Annotated in this window: 16 protein-coding genes; 11 read left to right on the forward strand and 5 right to left on the reverse strand. The window is 50.6% G+C overall.

Going from position 1 to position 17,453, the window contains the following annotated elements:
* Positions 1–9: 9 nt before the first annotated feature.
* The 3 genes from tcyJ to fliA all read right to left on the reverse strand — a co-directional run bounded on the left by tcyJ (position 10) and on the right by fliA (position 2,224).
* On the reverse strand, positions 10–810 hold the full coding sequence (tcyJ, locus tag B3B59_RS13445; RefSeq protein ID WP_046884872.1) for a cystine ABC transporter substrate-binding protein: 801 nt from the start codon (positions 808–810) through the stop codon (positions 10–12).
* Between the two features lie 87 nt (positions 811–897).
* Positions 898–1,449 carry a flagella biosynthesis regulatory protein FliZ gene (fliZ, locus tag B3B59_RS13450; RefSeq protein WP_046884871.1) on the reverse strand — a complete coding sequence of 184 codons (552 nt, stop codon included), beginning with the start codon at positions 1,447–1,449 and terminating at the stop codon, positions 898–900.
* 55 nt (positions 1,450–1,504) lie between these two features.
* Positions 1,505–2,224: an RNA polymerase sigma factor FliA gene (gene fliA, locus B3B59_RS13455; RefSeq protein WP_286809254.1), complete on the reverse strand. Its 720-nt coding sequence runs from the start codon at positions 2,222–2,224 to the stop codon at positions 1,505–1,507.
* A gap of 456 nt (positions 2,225–2,680) precedes the next feature.
* On the opposite strand from fliA, the gene B3B59_RS13460 reads away from it, so the two are divergent.
* From B3B59_RS13460 to B3B59_RS13505, 10 genes are all read left to right on the forward strand, one after another.
* A complete protein-coding gene (locus B3B59_RS13460; protein WP_286809256.1) occupies positions 2,681–3,325 on the forward strand; it encodes an acetyltransferase in 645 nt (214 codons plus the stop codon).
* A 104-nt stretch (positions 3,326–3,429) separates the two neighbouring features.
* Positions 3,430–3,672: a hypothetical protein gene (locus B3B59_RS13465; protein ID WP_046884869.1), complete on the forward strand. Its 243-nt coding sequence runs from the start codon at positions 3,430–3,432 to the stop codon at positions 3,670–3,672.
* 3 nt (positions 3,673–3,675) lie between these two features.
* Entirely contained in the window at positions 3,676–4,419 is a 744-nt protein-coding gene (locus tag B3B59_RS13470; protein ID WP_046884868.1) for an SDR family NAD(P)-dependent oxidoreductase, read from the forward strand.
* Positions 4,420–4,430: 11 nt separating this feature from the next.
* Entirely contained in the window at positions 4,431–5,174 is a 744-nt protein-coding gene (locus B3B59_RS13475; RefSeq protein WP_286809258.1) for an SDR family NAD(P)-dependent oxidoreductase, read from the forward strand.
* On the forward strand, positions 5,171–5,998 hold the full coding sequence (locus B3B59_RS13480) for a transketolase (protein ID WP_286809260.1): 828 nt from the start codon (positions 5,171–5,173) through the stop codon (positions 5,996–5,998). Before B3B59_RS13475 ends, B3B59_RS13480 begins: the two co-directional genes overlap by 4 nt.
* Positions 5,991–6,953, forward strand: a complete 963-nt coding sequence (locus B3B59_RS13485) for a transketolase family protein (protein ID WP_233802785.1) — start codon at positions 5,991–5,993, stop codon at positions 6,951–6,953. Before B3B59_RS13480 ends, B3B59_RS13485 begins: the two co-directional genes overlap by 8 nt.
* Positions 6,954–6,956: 3 nt before the next feature.
* Entirely contained in the window at positions 6,957–8,336 is a 1,380-nt protein-coding gene (locus B3B59_RS13490) for an AMP-binding protein (RefSeq protein ID WP_286809261.1), read from the forward strand.
* Positions 8,320–9,405, forward strand: a complete 1,086-nt coding sequence (locus tag B3B59_RS13495; protein WP_046884863.1) for an acyl-protein synthetase — start codon at positions 8,320–8,322, stop codon at positions 9,403–9,405. Before B3B59_RS13490 ends, B3B59_RS13495 begins: the two co-directional genes overlap by 17 nt.
* On the forward strand, positions 9,389–10,636 hold the full coding sequence (locus B3B59_RS13500; RefSeq protein WP_286809263.1) for an acyl-CoA reductase: 1,248 nt from the start codon (positions 9,389–9,391) through the stop codon (positions 10,634–10,636). Before B3B59_RS13495 ends, B3B59_RS13500 begins: the two co-directional genes overlap by 17 nt.
* On the forward strand, positions 10,620–11,747 hold the full coding sequence (locus B3B59_RS13505) for an FkbM family methyltransferase (RefSeq protein WP_286782542.1): 1,128 nt from the start codon (positions 10,620–10,622) through the stop codon (positions 11,745–11,747). Before B3B59_RS13500 ends, B3B59_RS13505 begins: the two co-directional genes overlap by 17 nt.
* A gap of 35 nt (positions 11,748–11,782) precedes the next feature.
* On the opposite strand, the gene B3B59_RS13510 is transcribed toward B3B59_RS13505, so the two are convergent.
* Complete coding sequence (locus tag B3B59_RS13510) at positions 11,783–12,922, reverse strand: DegT/DnrJ/EryC1/StrS family aminotransferase (protein ID WP_233802777.1); 1,140 nt, start codon at positions 12,920–12,922, stop codon at positions 11,783–11,785.
* Positions 12,923–13,179: 257 nt separating this feature from the next.
* Between B3B59_RS13510 and B3B59_RS13515 the strand changes: the two genes are divergently transcribed.
* On the forward strand, positions 13,180–14,004 hold the full coding sequence (locus B3B59_RS13515; RefSeq protein ID WP_286809265.1) for a methyltransferase domain-containing protein: 825 nt from the start codon (positions 13,180–13,182) through the stop codon (positions 14,002–14,004).
* A gap of 84 nt (positions 14,005–14,088) precedes the next feature.
* Here the strand turns inward: B3B59_RS13515 and B3B59_RS13520 are convergent, their stop codons facing one another.
* Complete coding sequence (locus B3B59_RS13520; RefSeq protein ID WP_286809267.1) at positions 14,089–17,445, reverse strand: methyltransferase regulatory domain-containing protein; 3,357 nt, start codon at positions 17,443–17,445, stop codon at positions 14,089–14,091.
* Between the last annotated feature and the right edge of the window lie 8 nt (positions 17,446–17,453).

The following is a 17,453-nucleotide window of genomic DNA, read 5'->3' on the forward strand; positions in this document are numbered from 1 at the left end:
AGCAAATACTTATTGGGTGACGTCTGCGCCGAACCACTTCTCAGAGAGTTTCTTCAGCGTGCCATCTTTCTGCATATCGGCAATCGCGCCATCGATGGCTTTCACGAGGTCTTCATTGTCTTTACGCACGGCAACACCGGATTCCTGACGGGAGAACGCGTCACCGGCCACTGCCAGGGTGTCTTTGGTTTTCTTCACCAGATCCAGCGCAGCAAGACGGTCAACAAGGATGGCGTCGATACGGCCTACGCGCAGATCCTGGTATTTAGTCGGGTCATCATCATAAGTGCGGATATCCACGCCCTGTACGTTCTGGCGCAGCCACTCTTCATAGTTAGTGCCCAGACCAACCCCCACTTTCTTGCCTTTCAGGTCGGCGGCGGTTTTGATGCTGCCTTCATTCCCTTTCTTCACCAGCGCCTGAATACCTGAGACGGTATAAGGCGTCGAGAAGTCATACTTCTTCTTACGCTCGTCAGAGATGGTGACCTGGTTTATCACCACGTCGATACGTTTAGAGTCCAGCGATGCCAGCATCCCGTCCCACTTGGTCGGCTTCAGCGAGGCTTTGACCCCGAGATGCTTCGCCAGCTCCTCGGCAAACTCCACTTCAAACCCGGTCAGTTTACCGTCGTCACCCTGGAAGCTAAACGGAGGATAAGTACCTTCCAGCCCAACCAACAGCGTACCGCGCTCTTTGACTTTATTTAACAGACCTTCGGCGGCGAAGGTTTTGACACTCATACCCGCAACCAGCGCCACGGCCATAACACCCATCAGCGCCTGACGACCCAGAAGTGCTAATTTCATAAGTACCCCGATATAGTGGAATTTTGACTGTAGTGTAGGGCGTTTGGCCCACAGGTCAAACACGACTGCGCTACATGTTATTCATTTTTAATATATATCAGAAGTTGTCTCGAGGAGGACTTTCTGCTTCTGCACCGCCGGCATTTGCGCCTTAAACTGTGCATATTTACGCAGCGCAATTCGGTAGTTGTTGGTGCTGGTGACGGGCAGCCACGGCTCCAGATTTTCATCCAGTAAACCGCTCTTCAGCAGATCGCGAGAAATCGCTTGTGTGGTCAGATGCTGGCCAAGACGACGCAGGCGCACGACATATTCGCGGACCGTGCCGTGGCTCATCTCGGTTTGCTCAAACAGGAACTGTTTGAAGCCGATAATATCAAAAAAGTCGCTCTGTTCTTTGCAGTGAAGATCGCCGCAGAAACGACATAACGCCACCCACTCTTTCTGCTCTTCTTGCCACGCGGCTTCGTCCATCAAGGTATCGAGGCGGGAAATCGCAATCTTGTTCACGATCTCACCGCGACGAACCAGCGTGATGCGGTCGAGCAATTTATGGCAATGGGCGCAATGCGTCTGGCTGTGTTTAAAGTCTTTCAGATAGCGGCTTAAAGGCCGTCTTTTAGATTGCTGCACCGTCATGATAACTCCTGGTTGTCAATACGTTGTGCGGCACTTTTCGGATGAAATGAATCACCTATAACTTACCCAGTTTGGTACGTAAGCGTTTAATGGCCTGACTGTGCAGCTGACTTACCCGTGACTCCCCGACTTCCAGTACCGCGCCAATCTCTTTGAGATTGAGCTCTTCCTGGTAATAGAGCGTCAACACCAATTGCTCACGTTCCGGTAAAGCTTCTATCGCTTCCATTACGCGCTGGCGTAAATTGCCTTCAAGTAATTGGTGTAACGGGTTTTCCTGCTGATGATCTTCAGTCACGAGCTCGATGCTATCGCCATGCTCTTCACGCCACTCGTCATAAGAGAAGAGTTGGCTATTATTGGTATCGAGCAACATCTGGCGATATTCGACAACAGCAATACCCAGACGCTCCGCCACTTCGGTTTCGGTTGCGTTACGTCCAAGCTCCTGTTCCAGCTGTCCCATCGCCTGCGCCACTTCGCGTGCGTTACGTCGGACGCTGCGCGGCACCCAGTCCCGGCTGCGCAGTTCGTCCAGCATCGCACCACGAATACGCTGTACTGCGTAAGTAGTAAATGCCGTTCCTTGCAGAGCGTCGTACCGGTCAACTGCATTCAATAACCCGATACCGCCCGCCTGTAGCAGATCGTCCAGTTCCACGCTCGCCGGCAACCGCACCTGTAGGCGCAATGCTTCGTGACGCACTAGTGGTACATAACGCTGCCACAGCGAGTGTTTATCCATTACACCTTCAGCGGTATAGAGTGAATTCACGATAAACAGCCCTGCGTTAATTGAGTTATCGGCATGATTATCCGATTCTGCAGGGCGTTCAATTGGATGAATAGTGGGTGAAATGAGGGGTTATTTAGAGTAATAAAGATATACCAAGATAGTAAACCATTGTTGTATATAGCTATTCTAATTTTTCAGTAACAATTCTGGCAGCAATTTGTCGCTAAAGCTGAATTCCGCTTCCAATAAACCCGTCTGTTTTGTTACGTCTCGCTTTAATATATCTCTTACAAACCTAATGCCAGCACAGGATTTATTGAAGAAAAACCCGCCTTTTCCAATCCGCTAATTAACGAGAAAAAATGACGGCTATTCCTTCCCTGAAAGGTCTCGCGCCTGGTTTATATTAGGCCCAAAGTATTAATTCAGGCATCCTGGCAGTCAGAGAGCAAGGTTGCGGCGAGGCTCACTCAGCCTTAAGGCGTTGGGGATAAGATGAAACTGGCAATTTATGGCGCAGGTGGCCTCGGCAGAGAAGTGCTTGAACTGGCACAAGAGATAAACGCTACGGAATTGCGCTGGGATGCTTTATGTTTTATCGAGGATAATCCCCGGGCCGATCAAATGAACGGCTGTCCCGTTGCCCCCCTGCACGCGCTGATACCCGACGAATATGAAATCGTCATCGCCGTAGGCGAACCCTCATTGCGTCACACTCTGGCACAACGGGTCATTGAGAGCGGGTTCAGGTTGGCCACGCTTGTTCATCCCGGTGCCCGCCTGAGCGCCTCCTGTACCCTCGGAGAGGGATGCGTAATCAGCTATGGTGCCTTCATCTCTTGCGACACCGTCATTAGCAATAATGTGCATCTTCAGCCTAATGCCAGCCTGGGACACGATTGCCATATAGGGCAGGACTCCATTATCTCTTCTTATGCCAATCTTGCGGGTAAATGCAGGATCGGCGAACGCGTCTTTATTGGTATGAACGCCGTTATCCGTGAAACCACATCCATTGGTGATGACACTATTGTCAGTATGGGAGCCGCCGTTTTTAACGACATCGCACCCGCAATGATTGTGATGGGTAATCCGGCGCGGGCGATTCGTCCGAATATGGATAATAAAGTATTTAAGTAGACCCTATTTTCTGGCGCCCAAAATAGCCTTCCCTTTTTGGCTATAACCCGGTCGCCTAACACATTTAGCTATTAAAAATTTCCTCGCCATCCTGGAGAAAAATGATGTCAAATTTGGAAACTTATAACCGTATCTTCACTGAAACCTTTGAAGTACCAGAAGATATTTTGGTTGGCTATAAATATCAGGATACCCCATCCTGGGATTCCGTCGGTCATATGACCATGATTGCATCACTTGAAGATGCCTTTGACATCATGATGGACACAGATGACATCATTGAATTCGCGTCATGGGAAAAGGGCAAAGAGATCCTGAAAAAATACGATGTAGAAATTCAGGGCTAAGTGATGATGCTTCACGCAAAAACGGCTGTGATCACAGGGTGTTTGCAGGGTATCGGTAAAGCTACGCTGGAAACCTTCGCCCGTTCGGGTGCGACAGTATTTGCTTGCTGCCAGGCCCCCGAGCCTGCCTTTACTGATTTCATCACAGAAATTAGCGAGAAATATCAGGCGGAAATCATTCCGATCTATTTCGACCTGCAGGATAACGAGGCAATAAAACAAGCCGCAATGACCATTCAGAAGACCAAAAAAAAGGTAGATATTTTGGTCAATGTGGCTGGTGCTAATTTTGATGCCAATTTCCAGATGGTCACGCTCGAACAGTTGCAAAAGACGTTTACTATCAACTTCTTCTCGCAAATCGCTTTTACGCAATATATTGCCCGTATCATGCTGCGCCAGAAAAAGGGCAGCATTATCAATATTTCCAGTATCTCTGCCCTTGACGGAAATCCGGGTCAATTGGCTTATGCCAGCGCAAAAGCCGCGTGGATTGCAGCCACCAAAACACTGTCTGCTGAGCTCGGCCCGCAGGGCGTGCGAGTTAACGCCATCGCGCCAGGCGTGATTAGTACAGCAATGACAGCCGCACTCTCAGAAGAAGTTATGGCACGGCAAATGGCGCGTTGCGAATTAAAACGCCCGGGTTTGCCTGAAGAAGTGGCGAACACGTTGCTGTGGTTGGCGTCCGATGCCTCCAGTTATACCACCGGGCAGGTTATCCGCATCGATGGCGGAATGGGTTGAGGGAAGCAGAAATGTTGATGCAGGGTAAAACCGTTTTAATTACTGGCTGCCGCCGCGGCATGGGTCTCGCTATGGTCGAGGTATTTGCCGCCAATGGCGCAAACATTTACGCCCATGCGCGGAAAGCTGATGATGCGTTTATTGAGAACATGGCGGCTATAGCAGACCGCCACCAGGTGGCGATCTGGCCTGTCTGTTTCGATATGACCGATTATGGCGCAATGAAACTGGCCATCAAAAACATCATGTCCGACAAGCGCCCGCTGGATGCGGTGATCAATAACGCCGGCATCACGTTGAATAGTCTGTTCCAGATGACCAGTGAAGCGCAGCTCCGTGAACAGTTTGAGGTGAACTTCTTCTCTGTTTATCTTTTCAACCAGTACATCGCCAGATTGATGGTTCGCAATCAGCGCGGCAGCATTGTAAATATCGCCTCGACGGCTGGGGAAGATGGTAATCCGGGTAAATCTGCCTACGGCGCATCAAAAGCCGCGCTTATTGCGATGACAAAATCCATCGCGGCGGAGCTGGGTGAAAAAGGGATCCGCGCCAACTGTATCGCGCCCGGCATTACGGATACGGATATGCTGCTGACGATGCCCGATCACGTGGTGGAAGAGGCCAAAAATAGCGCCGATCTGCGACGCGCAGGTACTCCGGCAGAAATTGCAGAGGCTGCACTGTTCCTGGCAAGCGATCTCTCGTCCTACATTACCGGCCAAACGATCCGCGTGGATGGCGGTTTGAAATGATACATACGCACTCAGAGACAGAAAACGCCGCGCGTCGTATTAGAGAGCAAATTTTGCGCGTGGCTCATCATGCCCCAAGCGATGGTGTGCATATCTCGCCTGCCCTTTCGATGGTGGATATCCTCAGCGTTCTGTACGGCGAAGTCATGCGCTATGAAGCCAAAGACATCACCCGCTCAGATCGCGATGTTTTTATTCTGAGTAAAGGCCACGCCGCGTTGGGTCTTTACGCCACGCTGTGTGAGTTTGGCATCATGACCGAAGAGCAGCTCAACACCTTCGAGTTGAACGGTTCTGTCCTGCAAGTGCATCCCACCAAGCATCCCGAATACGGCATCGACTTTTCCGGCGGTAGTCTGGCTCAGGGACTCTCCTTTGCCACGGGGCTGGCGCTGGGCCGCCGTCTTAAAGGCGAACCCTGGCATACGTATGCCTTAGTGGGAGATGGCGAGTGCAATGAAGGCGCCATCTGGGAATGTGCTTTCATGGCCGCGCATCATCACGTGGATAACCTGACGCTGATTGTCGATCGTAATGGTTTACAGTCTGATGGTCACACTGAAGATGTCATGCGCATGGATCTCGAAGCCCTCTGGCGCGCCTGCCACTGGGAAACCCTTGTCTGTGACGGACACGATCTGCGGGAACTGGCTGACGCTTTTGCGCAGCCGCACAACGGCAAACCCAAGGTAATTATTGCAGATACCATCAAGGGTAAAGGCGTGTCCTTCATGGAGAATAATAAAGAGTTTCACCGCAATCGCATTTCAGCACAACAGCTCAGCGATGCGCTCGTTGAACTTAATGGGGCACACCATGCTTGAGTTTAAACCTGCCACCATCCGTTCATGGTCCATGCTCGGCTCACGCGGCACCTTTGGCATGGCGCTGCTGGAACTGGCACGCGAACACGAAAACATCGTGGCCCTTTCCGGCGATCTGTGTAAGTCCTCCGGTCTTGACCGCTTCACTACCACCTTCCCTGAGCGCTTCTTCAACGCCGGGATTGCCGAACAGAATATGGTCGGTGTGGCTGCGGGTCTTGCGGCCAGCGGCTTTGTCCCATTTGTCACCTCGTTTCCCAATTTCCTGACCCTGCGTGCAGCCGAACAGGTGCGCTTAAACCTGGGCTATATGCAGGAAAACGTGAAGCTGGTTGGTCTGGCTTCAGGATTGGCAACAGGCATGTTTGGCGCCACCCATCACGGCATTGAAGAGCTGGCGATGCTGCGTTCCGTTTCGAACATCACTATTTTTTCCCCGGCGGACTGTACGGCCACGGTGAAAATGACCCAGGCGGCTTTTGAGCATGCGGGGCCGGTTTATCTGAGGCTGACGGGCGGCATGCGTGCGCCCATCGTCTATAAAGAGGACTTCGAACTGGTGCCAGGCAAAGCCAATACGTTGCGTGAAGGTGGGGATATTGCCATTATCGCCACCGGCAGCATGGTCCATACTGCGCTCACCGCAGCCGGGCATCTGGCGGACCAGGGCGTGCAGGCCACGGTGATTGACATGCACACAATCAAACCTCTGGATGTGGCGACACTGCAACAACACCTGGATAAAAAACTGCTTGTAACGGTAGAAGAGCACAGCGTGACGGGTGGTCTGGGCAGTGCCGTTGCGGAGTATATTGCCGGGGAAGAGCGTCGGCCGAAACTGATGATCGCCGGTATTCCTCAGGGCTATCCCCACGCTGGGGACTATGCCTGGATGCTTGAGCAAAGCGGGCTTACTGCAGCTCAGCTGACTGCCCGGATAGTGGGTGCATTATAAATTATGGCGTTCTGGCATAATGATAAGGTTTCACCTGACCATCTCGCTTTAGTCGACGATCGAGGAGAGACCCTTAGCTGGGGTGAGCTCACAGACCGCGTTCAGACGCTGGCTGATACCATCCCGCCTCGTACACTGGTCTTTATTTTCTGCAAAAATCAGTGTGACACCGTTATTGGTTATCTGGCTTGTCTTAAGCAAAATGCCGTGGCACTGATGCTTGACAGCGAGCTTAACGACGCCATGGTTCAGTCACTCATCGACACTTACCATCCCACGTTTTTATGGCGCGAGGAGCACGGTACTTTCCGCCTGCATGCTACCGGTCTTACGCCATTCCCGCTGCATGATGATCTTGCCCTTTTGATGACGACCTCAGGATCCACTGGCAGTCCCAAACTGGTGCGATTAAGTCAACGCAACCTGGAAAGTAATGCCACAAGCATTGCAAACTACCTTGCTATCGACGCTAAAGAGCGCGGGCTGGTCAGCTTGCCGCTGAATTACGTGTATGGGTTATCTATCGTCAATAGCCATCTGAAGGCTGGCGCCACGTTGCTTCTGACCAGCGCAAGCGTCATGCAGCGTGAGTTCTGGACATTTGTGCGTGATGAACGTGCCACCTCGCTTGCCGGGGTGCCCTACACCTGGGAGATGCTCAAAAAATTGCGTTTTATGCGCATGGATCTTCCTGATGTGCGAACGCTAACCCAGGCGGGCGGAAAACTGGCCCCTGCGCTGGTGAAAGAGTTCACCGATTATGCCGATCAGCACGGAAAACGGTTTGTGGTGATGTATGGCGCAGCTGAAGCAACCTCGCGTATGGCCTGGCTTGCCCCAGAATTTGCGCAACGTAAAAGCGGCACCATTGGTACCCCCATCCCCGGCGGCGAATTTCTACTGCTTGACGAAAATGGCGACATTATCACCGCCCCCGATATTGACGGAGAGTTGGTCTATAAGGGGGAGAACGTGGCGCTGGGTTATGCAGAGCGTGGTTGCGATTTGGCATCAGGAGATACCTTTCAGGGTACTCTGCACACCGGCGATATTGCGCGCGTAGATACCGACGGGTTTTACACCATTGTGGGTCGTAAAAAGCGTTTCCTGAAGATTTTTGGCAACCGCGTCGGCATGGACGAGATGGAAACGCTACTGAAAACCGCATTCCCGGGCCTTCACTGCGCCTGCGATGGCCGCGATGATCTACTCTGTATTTTCATTACTGATGCCGCTCTTGAAAGCGCAGTAAAACAGTATGCAGCGGCGGCAAGCCAGCTCCATCACTCCGCGTTTCGCGTTATCACTCTGGATGAGATTCCCCAAAACGCCGCGGGTAAGACGATTTATCATGAGCTGAAAAATCATGTCCCTTCCGTTTGAAGCAATACTAACGCAGGCGCCCTACTCGCTCGCACGGGAAGAGAAGCATGCGCTGCAACTGGCCAGGCTGCGCGCCCTTACCGCGCACCATTATGCCCAGTGCGAACCTTATCGTCGGATGCTGGATGCGCAATCCTTTGACCCCGCGACGCTTAACGATGTGGCTTCATTGCCGTTTCTTCCGGTTTCTCTGTTCAAGACACTGAAATTACAAAGCGTACCGGATAGCGACATCGTAAAAACCATGACCTCATCGGGTACAACTGGTCAGCAGGTTTCGCGTATTTATCTGGATAAGGCAACCGCCTCCCACCAGCAAAAAACGCTGGTAAAAATTGTCAGTCAATTTACCGGCTCCGGGCGTTTGCCGATGCTGATTATCGACTCTCCTGAAGTGTTAAAAGACCGCCAGCAATTCTCTGCCCGTGGCGCCGGGATTTTAGGTTTCTCGTTATTTGGCAGCGATCGTGCCTGGGCGTTAGACGAGAACATGAAGCTGAATTTGCCCGTTATTGAAGCCTTCTTAGAGAAGCATCAAGGGAAGCGGATTTTGCTGTTCGGTTTCACCTTTATGGTCTGGCAGCATTTCTATCAGGCATTAAAAGCCAGCGCTCAAAAGATTGATCTCAGTAATGCCCTGTTAATCCACGGCGGCGGCTGGAAAAAACTGCAAAGTGAAGCGGTGACCCCCGAGGTCTTTGCTGAAAGCCTGCATGCGCTTTGCGCCCTGCCGGCGGTACACGATTACTACGGCATGGTCGAACAAACCGGCTGTATTTACATGCAGTGCGAGCAGGGACATTTGCATACGTCGATTTTCTCAGACGTCATTATCCGTGACCCGCGCGATTTTTCCGTCCTGCCTCACGGCCAGTCAGGCATTATCCAGGTGATCTCCCTGTTACCCGAATCCTATCCCGGACACGCTTTGCTAACCGAAGATGAAGGCGTCATCCTGGGTGAAGATGACTGTAGCTGCGGACGAAAAGGCAAATATTTGCGTATCTCAGGGCGGTTGAAGAAAGCCGAATTACGAGGGTGTAGCGATACCTATGCAGCACAATCTTAGCGGTCTGAATTTTATGCTGGGAGATGAAACGCTCCTGCACAGCATGCCTGCGCAAAAAGCGTTACCCCTTTTTGCCCCGGAGGTTATCGCTTTTCTGGACACCTTTTCCCGCCTCACGTTAGCCGATAGCGAAGCGAAAAGCTGGCCGGACGTGGTCAGTCTGGGATTCTGGTGTCGTCCCTCATCGATTGCGCGTATGCAGTCTGAAAACCGTTCCGCTGCGCACCGCTGCGGCCGTGGCGTGGCGTTTCATATTGCGCCCGGCAACGTCGCGGTGAATTTTGCCTATTCGCTTATCACTGGGCTATTAACCGGTAACGCTAATATTGTCCGTCTACCCGGACGCGAGCACCCCCAGACGGCGATAGTCGTACGGTTAATCAAAAGTGCGCTCCAAAGCCACCCCATGATGCGACCCAGAATTATTCTTGTCCGTTATGATCGACAGCGGCACATCAATGATGCGCTGTCGGCATTATGTGACACGCGCATCATCTGGGGTGGCGACAAGACCATAGCGGATTTGCGTCACTCTTCACTGCCGCCGCGGGCACTGGATATTGCTTTCGCCGACCGTTACTCCATCGCGGTGATTAATGCTGATGCGTATCTGGCGCATCCTGAAAAGGAACAGCTTGCGCGGGCATTTTACAATGACACGCTATTAAACGATCAGAACGCGTGTACCTCTCCGTCTCTTATCGTCTGGCTGGGTGAGAATGTTCAGCAGGGACGCGCCCTGTTCTGGCAGAATTTTGAGGCGCTTGCCACCGCGCGTTATACGCCTGAGCCCATCTCTGCGGTAAATAAACTGACGCAGTTATATTTACTCAGTGCCCAGGTGACTGGCGTGAGAAAAGTCTCGGGAGCACAAAATACCGTCGTGCGCGTTGAGCTCTCTGATCTTGAGGAAGGGACGCTCGACTGGCGCGGCAATGGGGGTTTTTTCATGGAGTATGTGGCGCGGTCGCTTGATGAAATCAATCCAGTTTGTCACTCACGATGCCAGACAATGGCCACCTTTGGCGTCTCGTCTGACGAGCTGAATAATTGGCTTGCTTCGGGGCTCAGAGGTGTGGACCGTATCGTTCCCCTTGGCCAGACGCTTGATTTTTCACTGCAGTGGGACGGCTATGATTTGGTCGCCATGTTAACGCGGGTTATTGCTCTTCCCCCCTCTTCCCCTTCCCTTGCGCCTAATGCTGGAGAAAATATTGAACGCCGTACTTGATATGCTCAGTGAAACCCGCAATCACTTCATCGATACGATGGCGCAGATGCAAACTAACGGTCACCCCATCGTGCTTTGTGGTGCAGGTTATGTCGCGCAAATCACCTGGGATTTTATGCAGCGTCAGGGAATGTCTGTCGATTATGTGGCGATAAGTGACGCGTGGCTGAAACCCGGGGATGAATTCAATGGCCACCGCATTGTGAGTGTAGAGTCTCTCACGGCTCAGGAATCGAAATATAACTACATTATCGCTATGCAGTTTATCGATGAGCCATTACGCGTCCAGCTTGAACGTACTGCCGGCGAAATCCTCTTTTATGATCCCACCTTTGTGGGCATTAATGCGGGTGAGCACTTTACGACGGCGTGGTGTGAAACGCATCAGGAGAGGCTTAATGCGTTTTATGCCAACCTGGCTGACGAAGCGTCAAAAACCACATTAATTGCTTACCTGAACCAGCGAATAAGTGCGCGCGAAATCTATTACCACAGCGTCTATCATCCGGAACATTACTTCCCACGTGAGTTGATTCGCTTCGGTGCCGACGAGATCTTTGTGGATGGCGGAGCCTATAATGGCGACAGCATCGCCGCTTTTGTCAGCGCCCTTGAGCAGCAAAATGTTGCCCCTGCGGCGAAAATTTTCGCGTTTGAACCGGACAAAATGACCTTCGCACTCCTGGAGCAAAACACGGCGAATTTGCCCCAGTGCGTCTGCATCAATGCTGGAATATGGAATACCAATACTACGCTGCGTTTTAATGCCGGCCTTGCCCTCTCCTCCGCCATAACGGATGCGCCTGACGGCGATGAAATTGCGCTTAACAGTATTGATAACGTGGTTGCTGGCGAGAAAGTGACTTTTATTAAGATGGATATTGAAGGATCAGAACTTGAGGCATTAAAAGGTGCTCAGGCGACGATAGCGGAACATTATCCGATACTGGCAATTAGCCTTTACCATAAGCCAGCCGATCTCATCACCATTCCACAGTTTATTCATCAGATACAGCCTGGCTATCGTTTTTACCTGCGTGCTCACCATCCCAGACTGGCCTGTGAATTAGTGCTTTACGCCATTCCTGCGCACCGGCTCCCCACCCATTAATAAAAAAAGGCTTTGGTATCCAAAGCCTTTTTACATTAAGCAACCTGACGATTTAATGACGGGATCGTAGCGTAACGCCGTAGAGTCTCTATGACCCGCATTTGATCCTCGATTTTCAGGCCGGGATAGATAGGCAGACATAGTATCTGTTCGGCAAGTCGACTGGCGACAGGCAATTTGTCTGATGCCGCAGACGGCAGATGATTATACATCGCAAACGAGCTAATGAGCGGGTAGAAATAACGGCGGCAATAGACATCCTCCGCTTTCAATGCTTCGTAGAGCGCATCCCGACTCAGTGGAAAACTGTCGTCAATAAGGATCGGATAATAAGAGTGATTCCATTCAAAACGGTCTTTTGGATCAAAGAAGGTTACGCCGGGAATATCTTTCAACGCCTCGCTGTACCGTTCTGAAATCGCCGCTCTTTCCTGTAAAGCACTATCAATATATTGCAACTGAAGCAGACCAAAGGCCGCTTCCATCTCATTCATTTTGGCGTTGATACCCGGCGCGACAACGCGCGTTTCACCGGCGAAGCCAAAGTTTTTAAGATAATCAATACGCTGTTTAGTACGGCTGTCGTGGCAAATTATCGCCCCGCCCTCAAAGGTATTAAACACTTTGGTTGCGTGGAAGCTTAATACCGACAGATCGCCATGGTTGAGGATACTGGTCTCGTTCTGGCGAACGCCAAAAGCATGGGCCGCATCGTAGATAACTTTTAACCCATAAATATCGGCAAGCTGCTGAATCTTATCTACATTGCAAGGAATGCCATAGCAATGAACGGGCATAATTGCTGTGGTTTGAGGCGTGATCAACTCTTCAATGCGTTCAGGATCGATATTAAAGGTGTGCGGGTCAATGTCGGCAAAGACGGGCGTTAAACCATTCCATAACAGGGTGTGCGATGTCGCGACAAAGGAGTACGGGGTGGTGATCACTTCTCCGGTGACCCGCAGCGCCTGAAGCGCGGTCAACAATGCCAGCGTACCATTAGCAAAAAGGCACACGTATTTCACACCCAGATAGCGTGCCAGGGCTTCTTCCAGTTCCTGATGAAATTCACCGCCGTTAGTAAGAATTCGGTTCTGCCAGATTTTTTGAAGATAAGGCATGAACTCCTCTAAAGGAGGCAATAAAGGGCTGGTGACGAAAATTTTATCGCCCATGTGCAAACCTGCATGTAATGAAGACGTGATTCATCATAGCGAGCAAGACCGCCAGCTTATCGGTAAAATAACCGACATTTTACAGCCTATTTGAACTCACTTTATGCAGAGCCCCTGCCATCGTGAAAACAAGGGCTGAAAAAGGCATCTGTTTTGCGCCTGATCCTTTCAAAGATGTGCGACATTTATCAAGACGAGCTTTCAATCTCATTCATCATCTGCGCTGAATGGCAGCATATTCTATAACGTGGAGCATCATGACGAACTCATGCCTCATCTGTAACAGCGAAATGAAGTTCTATTTCGAAAAAGCCAAGTATCTTGCACCTTCAGCGGAAAAATTCACGCAAAACCTGATGCCAGTGCAATATTACCAGTGTCCTGAATGCGGGTTTTTTAGTTCGAAAACGCATCAGGAACTCTCCCTGAAGGAGTGGGAAAAATTCAACACGGATTTTCACCATTACAATGAGAATGGCGGGCGCGAAACGCTGGGCTTCAATCAGCCTCCCTATGCTGAACAGGCGCTGATGATTGAGTTGCTGGCATGTAATAATATTATCGACGACAGCCGAATTCTTGATTATGCAGCAGGCTACGGTACGCTTAGCCATCTCATCCAGAAGTATTTCAATCGTAACACCTTTTGCTACGACAAATATGTCCAGAACCCGGACTTCACCTACATTGACGAACCCGAAGACAAAGGCTGGTCTTTAGTCATCAACTCCGCCATGTTTGAGCACGTGTTAACCCGTAACGATCTGGATAACGTTAACCGGTTGGTCTCAGATGCGGGCAGTTTATTTATTCATACCGTCGTTGTTGAGAAAGTCCCTGAAGATCCAAACTGGTTTTATATCGACGTCCCGGTACATACCTGCGTGCATACCAATAAAAGTATGAGCATTTTGATGGAACAGTGGGGATATCGCTCTTCGGTCTACAGTCCTAAAAGCAAATCGTGGGTTTTCCTGCGACAGCCTTACAAGGAAGTGAAGCCTGTTATCGAACGCATCAACCAGGAGCTGCAAACAACCTGGCTTTTCGGTAAAGATGGATTTCTCGATTACTGGAAATAATATTGCCGATCTAAAAGGCAGGTAGCATGTTATTGCCACCTGCCCTTTCACTACCGACGCATTACTCTGTCATCAGTTTCATCATCATCCGTTTAATGTCTGACTGGTAATAATCAGCTCGTGGGGTTGTTCTCCACGACAATACATATGCCATGCTTCCCTGAGCGCTTTTTCTAAATTCGCCGCAATTTCATGACCAGACGCGTTCGCTACCGGGATTCTGGCACGCATTCCCTGACGAATGATGGCAAGCTCAGCAATCTTGTCCCCCCAGGCAACGGCTTTATCGATGTAGTCCTGTTCATCAACGGCAATAAACTGTTCAAGATGATATCCCCCCATAATATCCACACCCTGCAGACAAGGGATCGTTGGCCCGCTCAGAGTCAGGGTCGGGACGCCCATCCATGCGCCATGATGAGTCGTGGTCCCTCCGGTATACGGGAAAGTATCCAGTAAAATATCGATCTCATGGTGATAAGCGAGATACTCATCCAGCTCAGCTAAACCTCTGAAAATCAGTCTATCCTCGGTAATCCCCAGCTTCTGCATGCGCTTTGTCATTGCAGCAACCATATCCGCATCCGTCATGAATCCCATCAGCAGTTTTGATTCAGGATAGGCCAGCATGATTTTCGCCCATACGCCAAGCACATGGTCATTAAGCTTTTTAGCCCGGTTGAAGCTACCAAAGGTGATATACCCATTACGTCGCGCAGGGAGTTCATTTATCTCCGGGCTTTGCGGATGCGGCTCGAAGTGCTTACGCGTCTCGACAAACATGATCTTCTCAGTGAGCTGATCTCTGAGAACCTGTGACTGAGTCAGGGTCGTCGGCAATAAAATGTAGTCCATTTGACTGATGCCCGTCGTCCCGGGATAACCTATCCAGGTCAACTGGATCGGCGCTGGACGCAGCGCAAATGCGGGTAGACGGTTATAGGCTGTATGCCCCGATAAATCGAAGAGGATATCAATTTCATCGCCGGCGATGACATTGGCCAGCTCTATATCACTGAGGGCATCAACCTGACGCCATAACGTCGCGGTATCACGAAAGTGTCGATAAACGCTGTCTTCATTCATGAAAAGCGTACTGTAGGCCACCAGTTCGAATTTTTCACGATCCAGTGCGTTCCAGGTCGGCAGCAAAAAATTGGCTACGGGATGTTTACGTAAATCGCCGGAAACGAACCCTATTCTGAGCTTTCTGTCCGGTTCTTTCGTATTTTTTAAGACGGGTTTAAATTCGCACCCTTGCGCCCATTCATCAACCCGATGACCAAACTCGCGATGTTTTCGCAGCAACTCTTCAGGGGATACCGTAGCATCATGGCTCATGACAAAGAGTAAGTTACTAAAGTACCCGAAATTGTAATTACTCATCTCGACCGCTTTTTCCATAAAATAGCGGGCTTCAGCCATTTTATGGTTATCGCTCAGGATGATACCGGTCAACCCAAGCGAGTTCGCCCCCGGATGCTGGAAGCGCATTATTTCACGGCAACATTTTTCCGCCAGGGTCATATCACCATAGGCGTGGTGAAGAGAAGCGAGACTAAGCCAGTAGTCTATATTTTTAGGGTTAAGCCGCGTCAATGTACGAATAATATTCCGCGCGCAGTAAAACTCCCGTTTTTTCTGTAAGACCGTTGCTAAATCGTAGTAAATATCGAGACTGGTAAAGTAATACCCCATCAATTTGCACAGCGCTGCCAGCGCGTCATCCCATGAAGACGTCAACACGCATGCCCGGGAATAACAACGAAGTATATGAATATTATCAGGATCAATTTCTATTAATCCCTGCGCATACTCTCTGGCCTTTTGAGTTTGACCTTTTCTGATAAACTCATTCACGCGTTGATAGACAGAATCGACGTTGTAATCGGCTAGCGCAGGCTCATGGACATCATCCTGCAACAAGCCCCCTCGCTGATGATTAACGCTCAGCAGCAACAGGAAAGGTATTTGGGATTTTAATACATCCGTCATGCCTGCTCGTAAGAAAAGCTGTAGCTGATTTTTCCAGGCCGCAGATGACCCTATCAACAAGCCTTTCATTTTTAACGTTGAATAATGTTCCCAGGCGGTCCGGCTCGCAACATTCATCTCAGCGTGTATAAAATTCCACTCTTCAGGGGTTAACGTCACGGATTCCCCCCAAAGATTAAGCACAGGGGTATTTTCAACCGGACATGCCGAAGGTAACGCTCCTACAAATCTCAGCTGTTCGTTCTGCGCACTATTATACGCTGACGGCGAAGCACTCCAGTAAAGCCCTTCGGGGCCGCTCATAAACAGTGACTTCAGCGACTCCCATACCGTCTCATGGATATCTTCTTTTGACTCGGGCGACTGGCAATTAAAGACCAGCTGCTCAAAACTTAATGACATCGGCCAGGCGCTACCCAGCAGCTCCATAATGCGTATGATTATGCCGTTATCGCTGCGTATCACCTTTCCCTTGCTAGTTTTATAGAGATGGGAAGCCTTAGCCGCATCGACTTCTACCGGTAAGAAACATCCCGCCCAGTGCAGGTTTTTCAACTCACCCAGTTCAGGTTGATTCTGAGGCGTGGTTGCAGCCTGGTGGCAGAGCAGCGTAAAGCGCTCTCGCCGCTGTACAGCATAATCGAGATACTGCTGCGCCATCAGCCGACTGGCATCGGCGCTGACGGCATTTAACATCTCTTCAATGGCAGGATTGTAAAAATGGCCCATCTCATACTGGGGCATGAGATCGCCGAGATACTGTAAGCCCACCTCGTGCGCCTGCGCATTGAATGCAGTCAGATTACAGGCCCCGTCCGTTGGAGTCAGATATCGCAACGCCAGCTCAGTATCGTCCATCTTTTCAGCGCTAAGAACTTCGTTTTTTAACGCTCCCTCTTCCAGCGTCACCAGCATAAAACTTAACATCGCGCGCGCTGTGGCAAGGAGATCGCTCCCCTCTTGCGCACGTTCCAAATGAAAACGTAACGCTTCACCTAAGGATAACTGGGTAACGCTCCCTGGCAGTACCGACCATTTTATAGCGATCACGCCTGTGGCGGATAAATGCGCTTTGCTCCACTGCAGCAATGCTTCACGCTCGGTTTTGCCAAGGAATGAAAAGGTGTGGTGAATGATAATGTAATCAAACTCACCAGGATCCGCGGCCAGAAGGTCGCCTAATCCAGCGGCAAAAACCTCAACGTTAGCGCATCCCTGGCTTGTAATATGTTGTTGGCCCTGAAGAATGGCCTGCTCATCGATATCAATGCCAATGGCGATACTTTGTGGATTAGCAACGGCTTGCGTAATAAGACGCAACGCCGAACCACAACCCAGTTCGAGAATACGTGCATTCGCAGGAGAGGTTGTCGCAAGATCGTTGATCTTTGCGGCGGCATGAATGGCCTCGGGAGTAATCCGATAGCCTGGATAATTTGTTGTCACATTCTCTT

This window comes from Leclercia sp. UBA2479 (genome assembly GCF_002341985.1).
GTDB classification, from domain to species: domain Bacteria; phylum Pseudomonadota; class Gammaproteobacteria; order Enterobacterales; family Enterobacteriaceae; genus Enterobacter; species Enterobacter pneumoniae.

What these genes read in the sequence shown, in the direction of transcription:
- tcyJ (WP_046884872.1), bottom strand. Translation starts at nt 810, where the DNA reads ATGAAATTAGCACTTCTGGGTCGTCAGGCGCTGATGGGTGTTATGGCC.
- B3B59_RS13495 (WP_046884863.1), top strand. Translation starts at nt 8,320, where the DNA reads ATGTCCCTTCCGTTTGAAGCAATACTAACGCAGGCGCCCTACTCGCTC.
- fliZ (WP_046884871.1), bottom strand. Translation starts at nt 1,449, where the DNA reads ATGACGGTGCAGCAATCTAAAAGACGGCCTTTAAGCCGCTATCTGAAA.
- B3B59_RS13460 (WP_286809256.1), top strand. Translation starts at nt 2,681, where the DNA reads ATGAAACTGGCAATTTATGGCGCAGGTGGCCTCGGCAGAGAAGTGCTT.
- B3B59_RS13490 (WP_286809261.1), top strand. Translation starts at nt 6,957, where the DNA reads ATGGCGTTCTGGCATAATGATAAGGTTTCACCTGACCATCTCGCTTTA.
- B3B59_RS13470 (WP_046884868.1), top strand. Translation starts at nt 3,676, where the DNA reads ATGATGCTTCACGCAAAAACGGCTGTGATCACAGGGTGTTTGCAGGGT.
- B3B59_RS13515 (WP_286809265.1), top strand. Translation starts at nt 13,180, where the DNA reads ATGACGAACTCATGCCTCATCTGTAACAGCGAAATGAAGTTCTATTTC.
- B3B59_RS13465 (WP_046884869.1), top strand. Translation starts at nt 3,430, where the DNA reads ATGTCAAATTTGGAAACTTATAACCGTATCTTCACTGAAACCTTTGAA.
- B3B59_RS13510 (WP_233802777.1), bottom strand. Translation starts at nt 12,922, where the DNA reads ATGGGCGATAAAATTTTCGTCACCAGCCCTTTATTGCCTCCTTTAGAG.
- B3B59_RS13485 (WP_233802785.1), top strand. Translation starts at nt 5,991, where the DNA reads ATGCTTGAGTTTAAACCTGCCACCATCCGTTCATGGTCCATGCTCGGC.
- B3B59_RS13475 (WP_286809258.1), top strand. Translation starts at nt 4,431, where the DNA reads ATGTTGATGCAGGGTAAAACCGTTTTAATTACTGGCTGCCGCCGCGGC.
- B3B59_RS13500 (WP_286809263.1), top strand. Translation starts at nt 9,389, where the DNA reads ATGCAGCACAATCTTAGCGGTCTGAATTTTATGCTGGGAGATGAAACG.
- B3B59_RS13480 (WP_286809260.1), top strand. Translation starts at nt 5,171, where the DNA reads ATGATACATACGCACTCAGAGACAGAAAACGCCGCGCGTCGTATTAGA.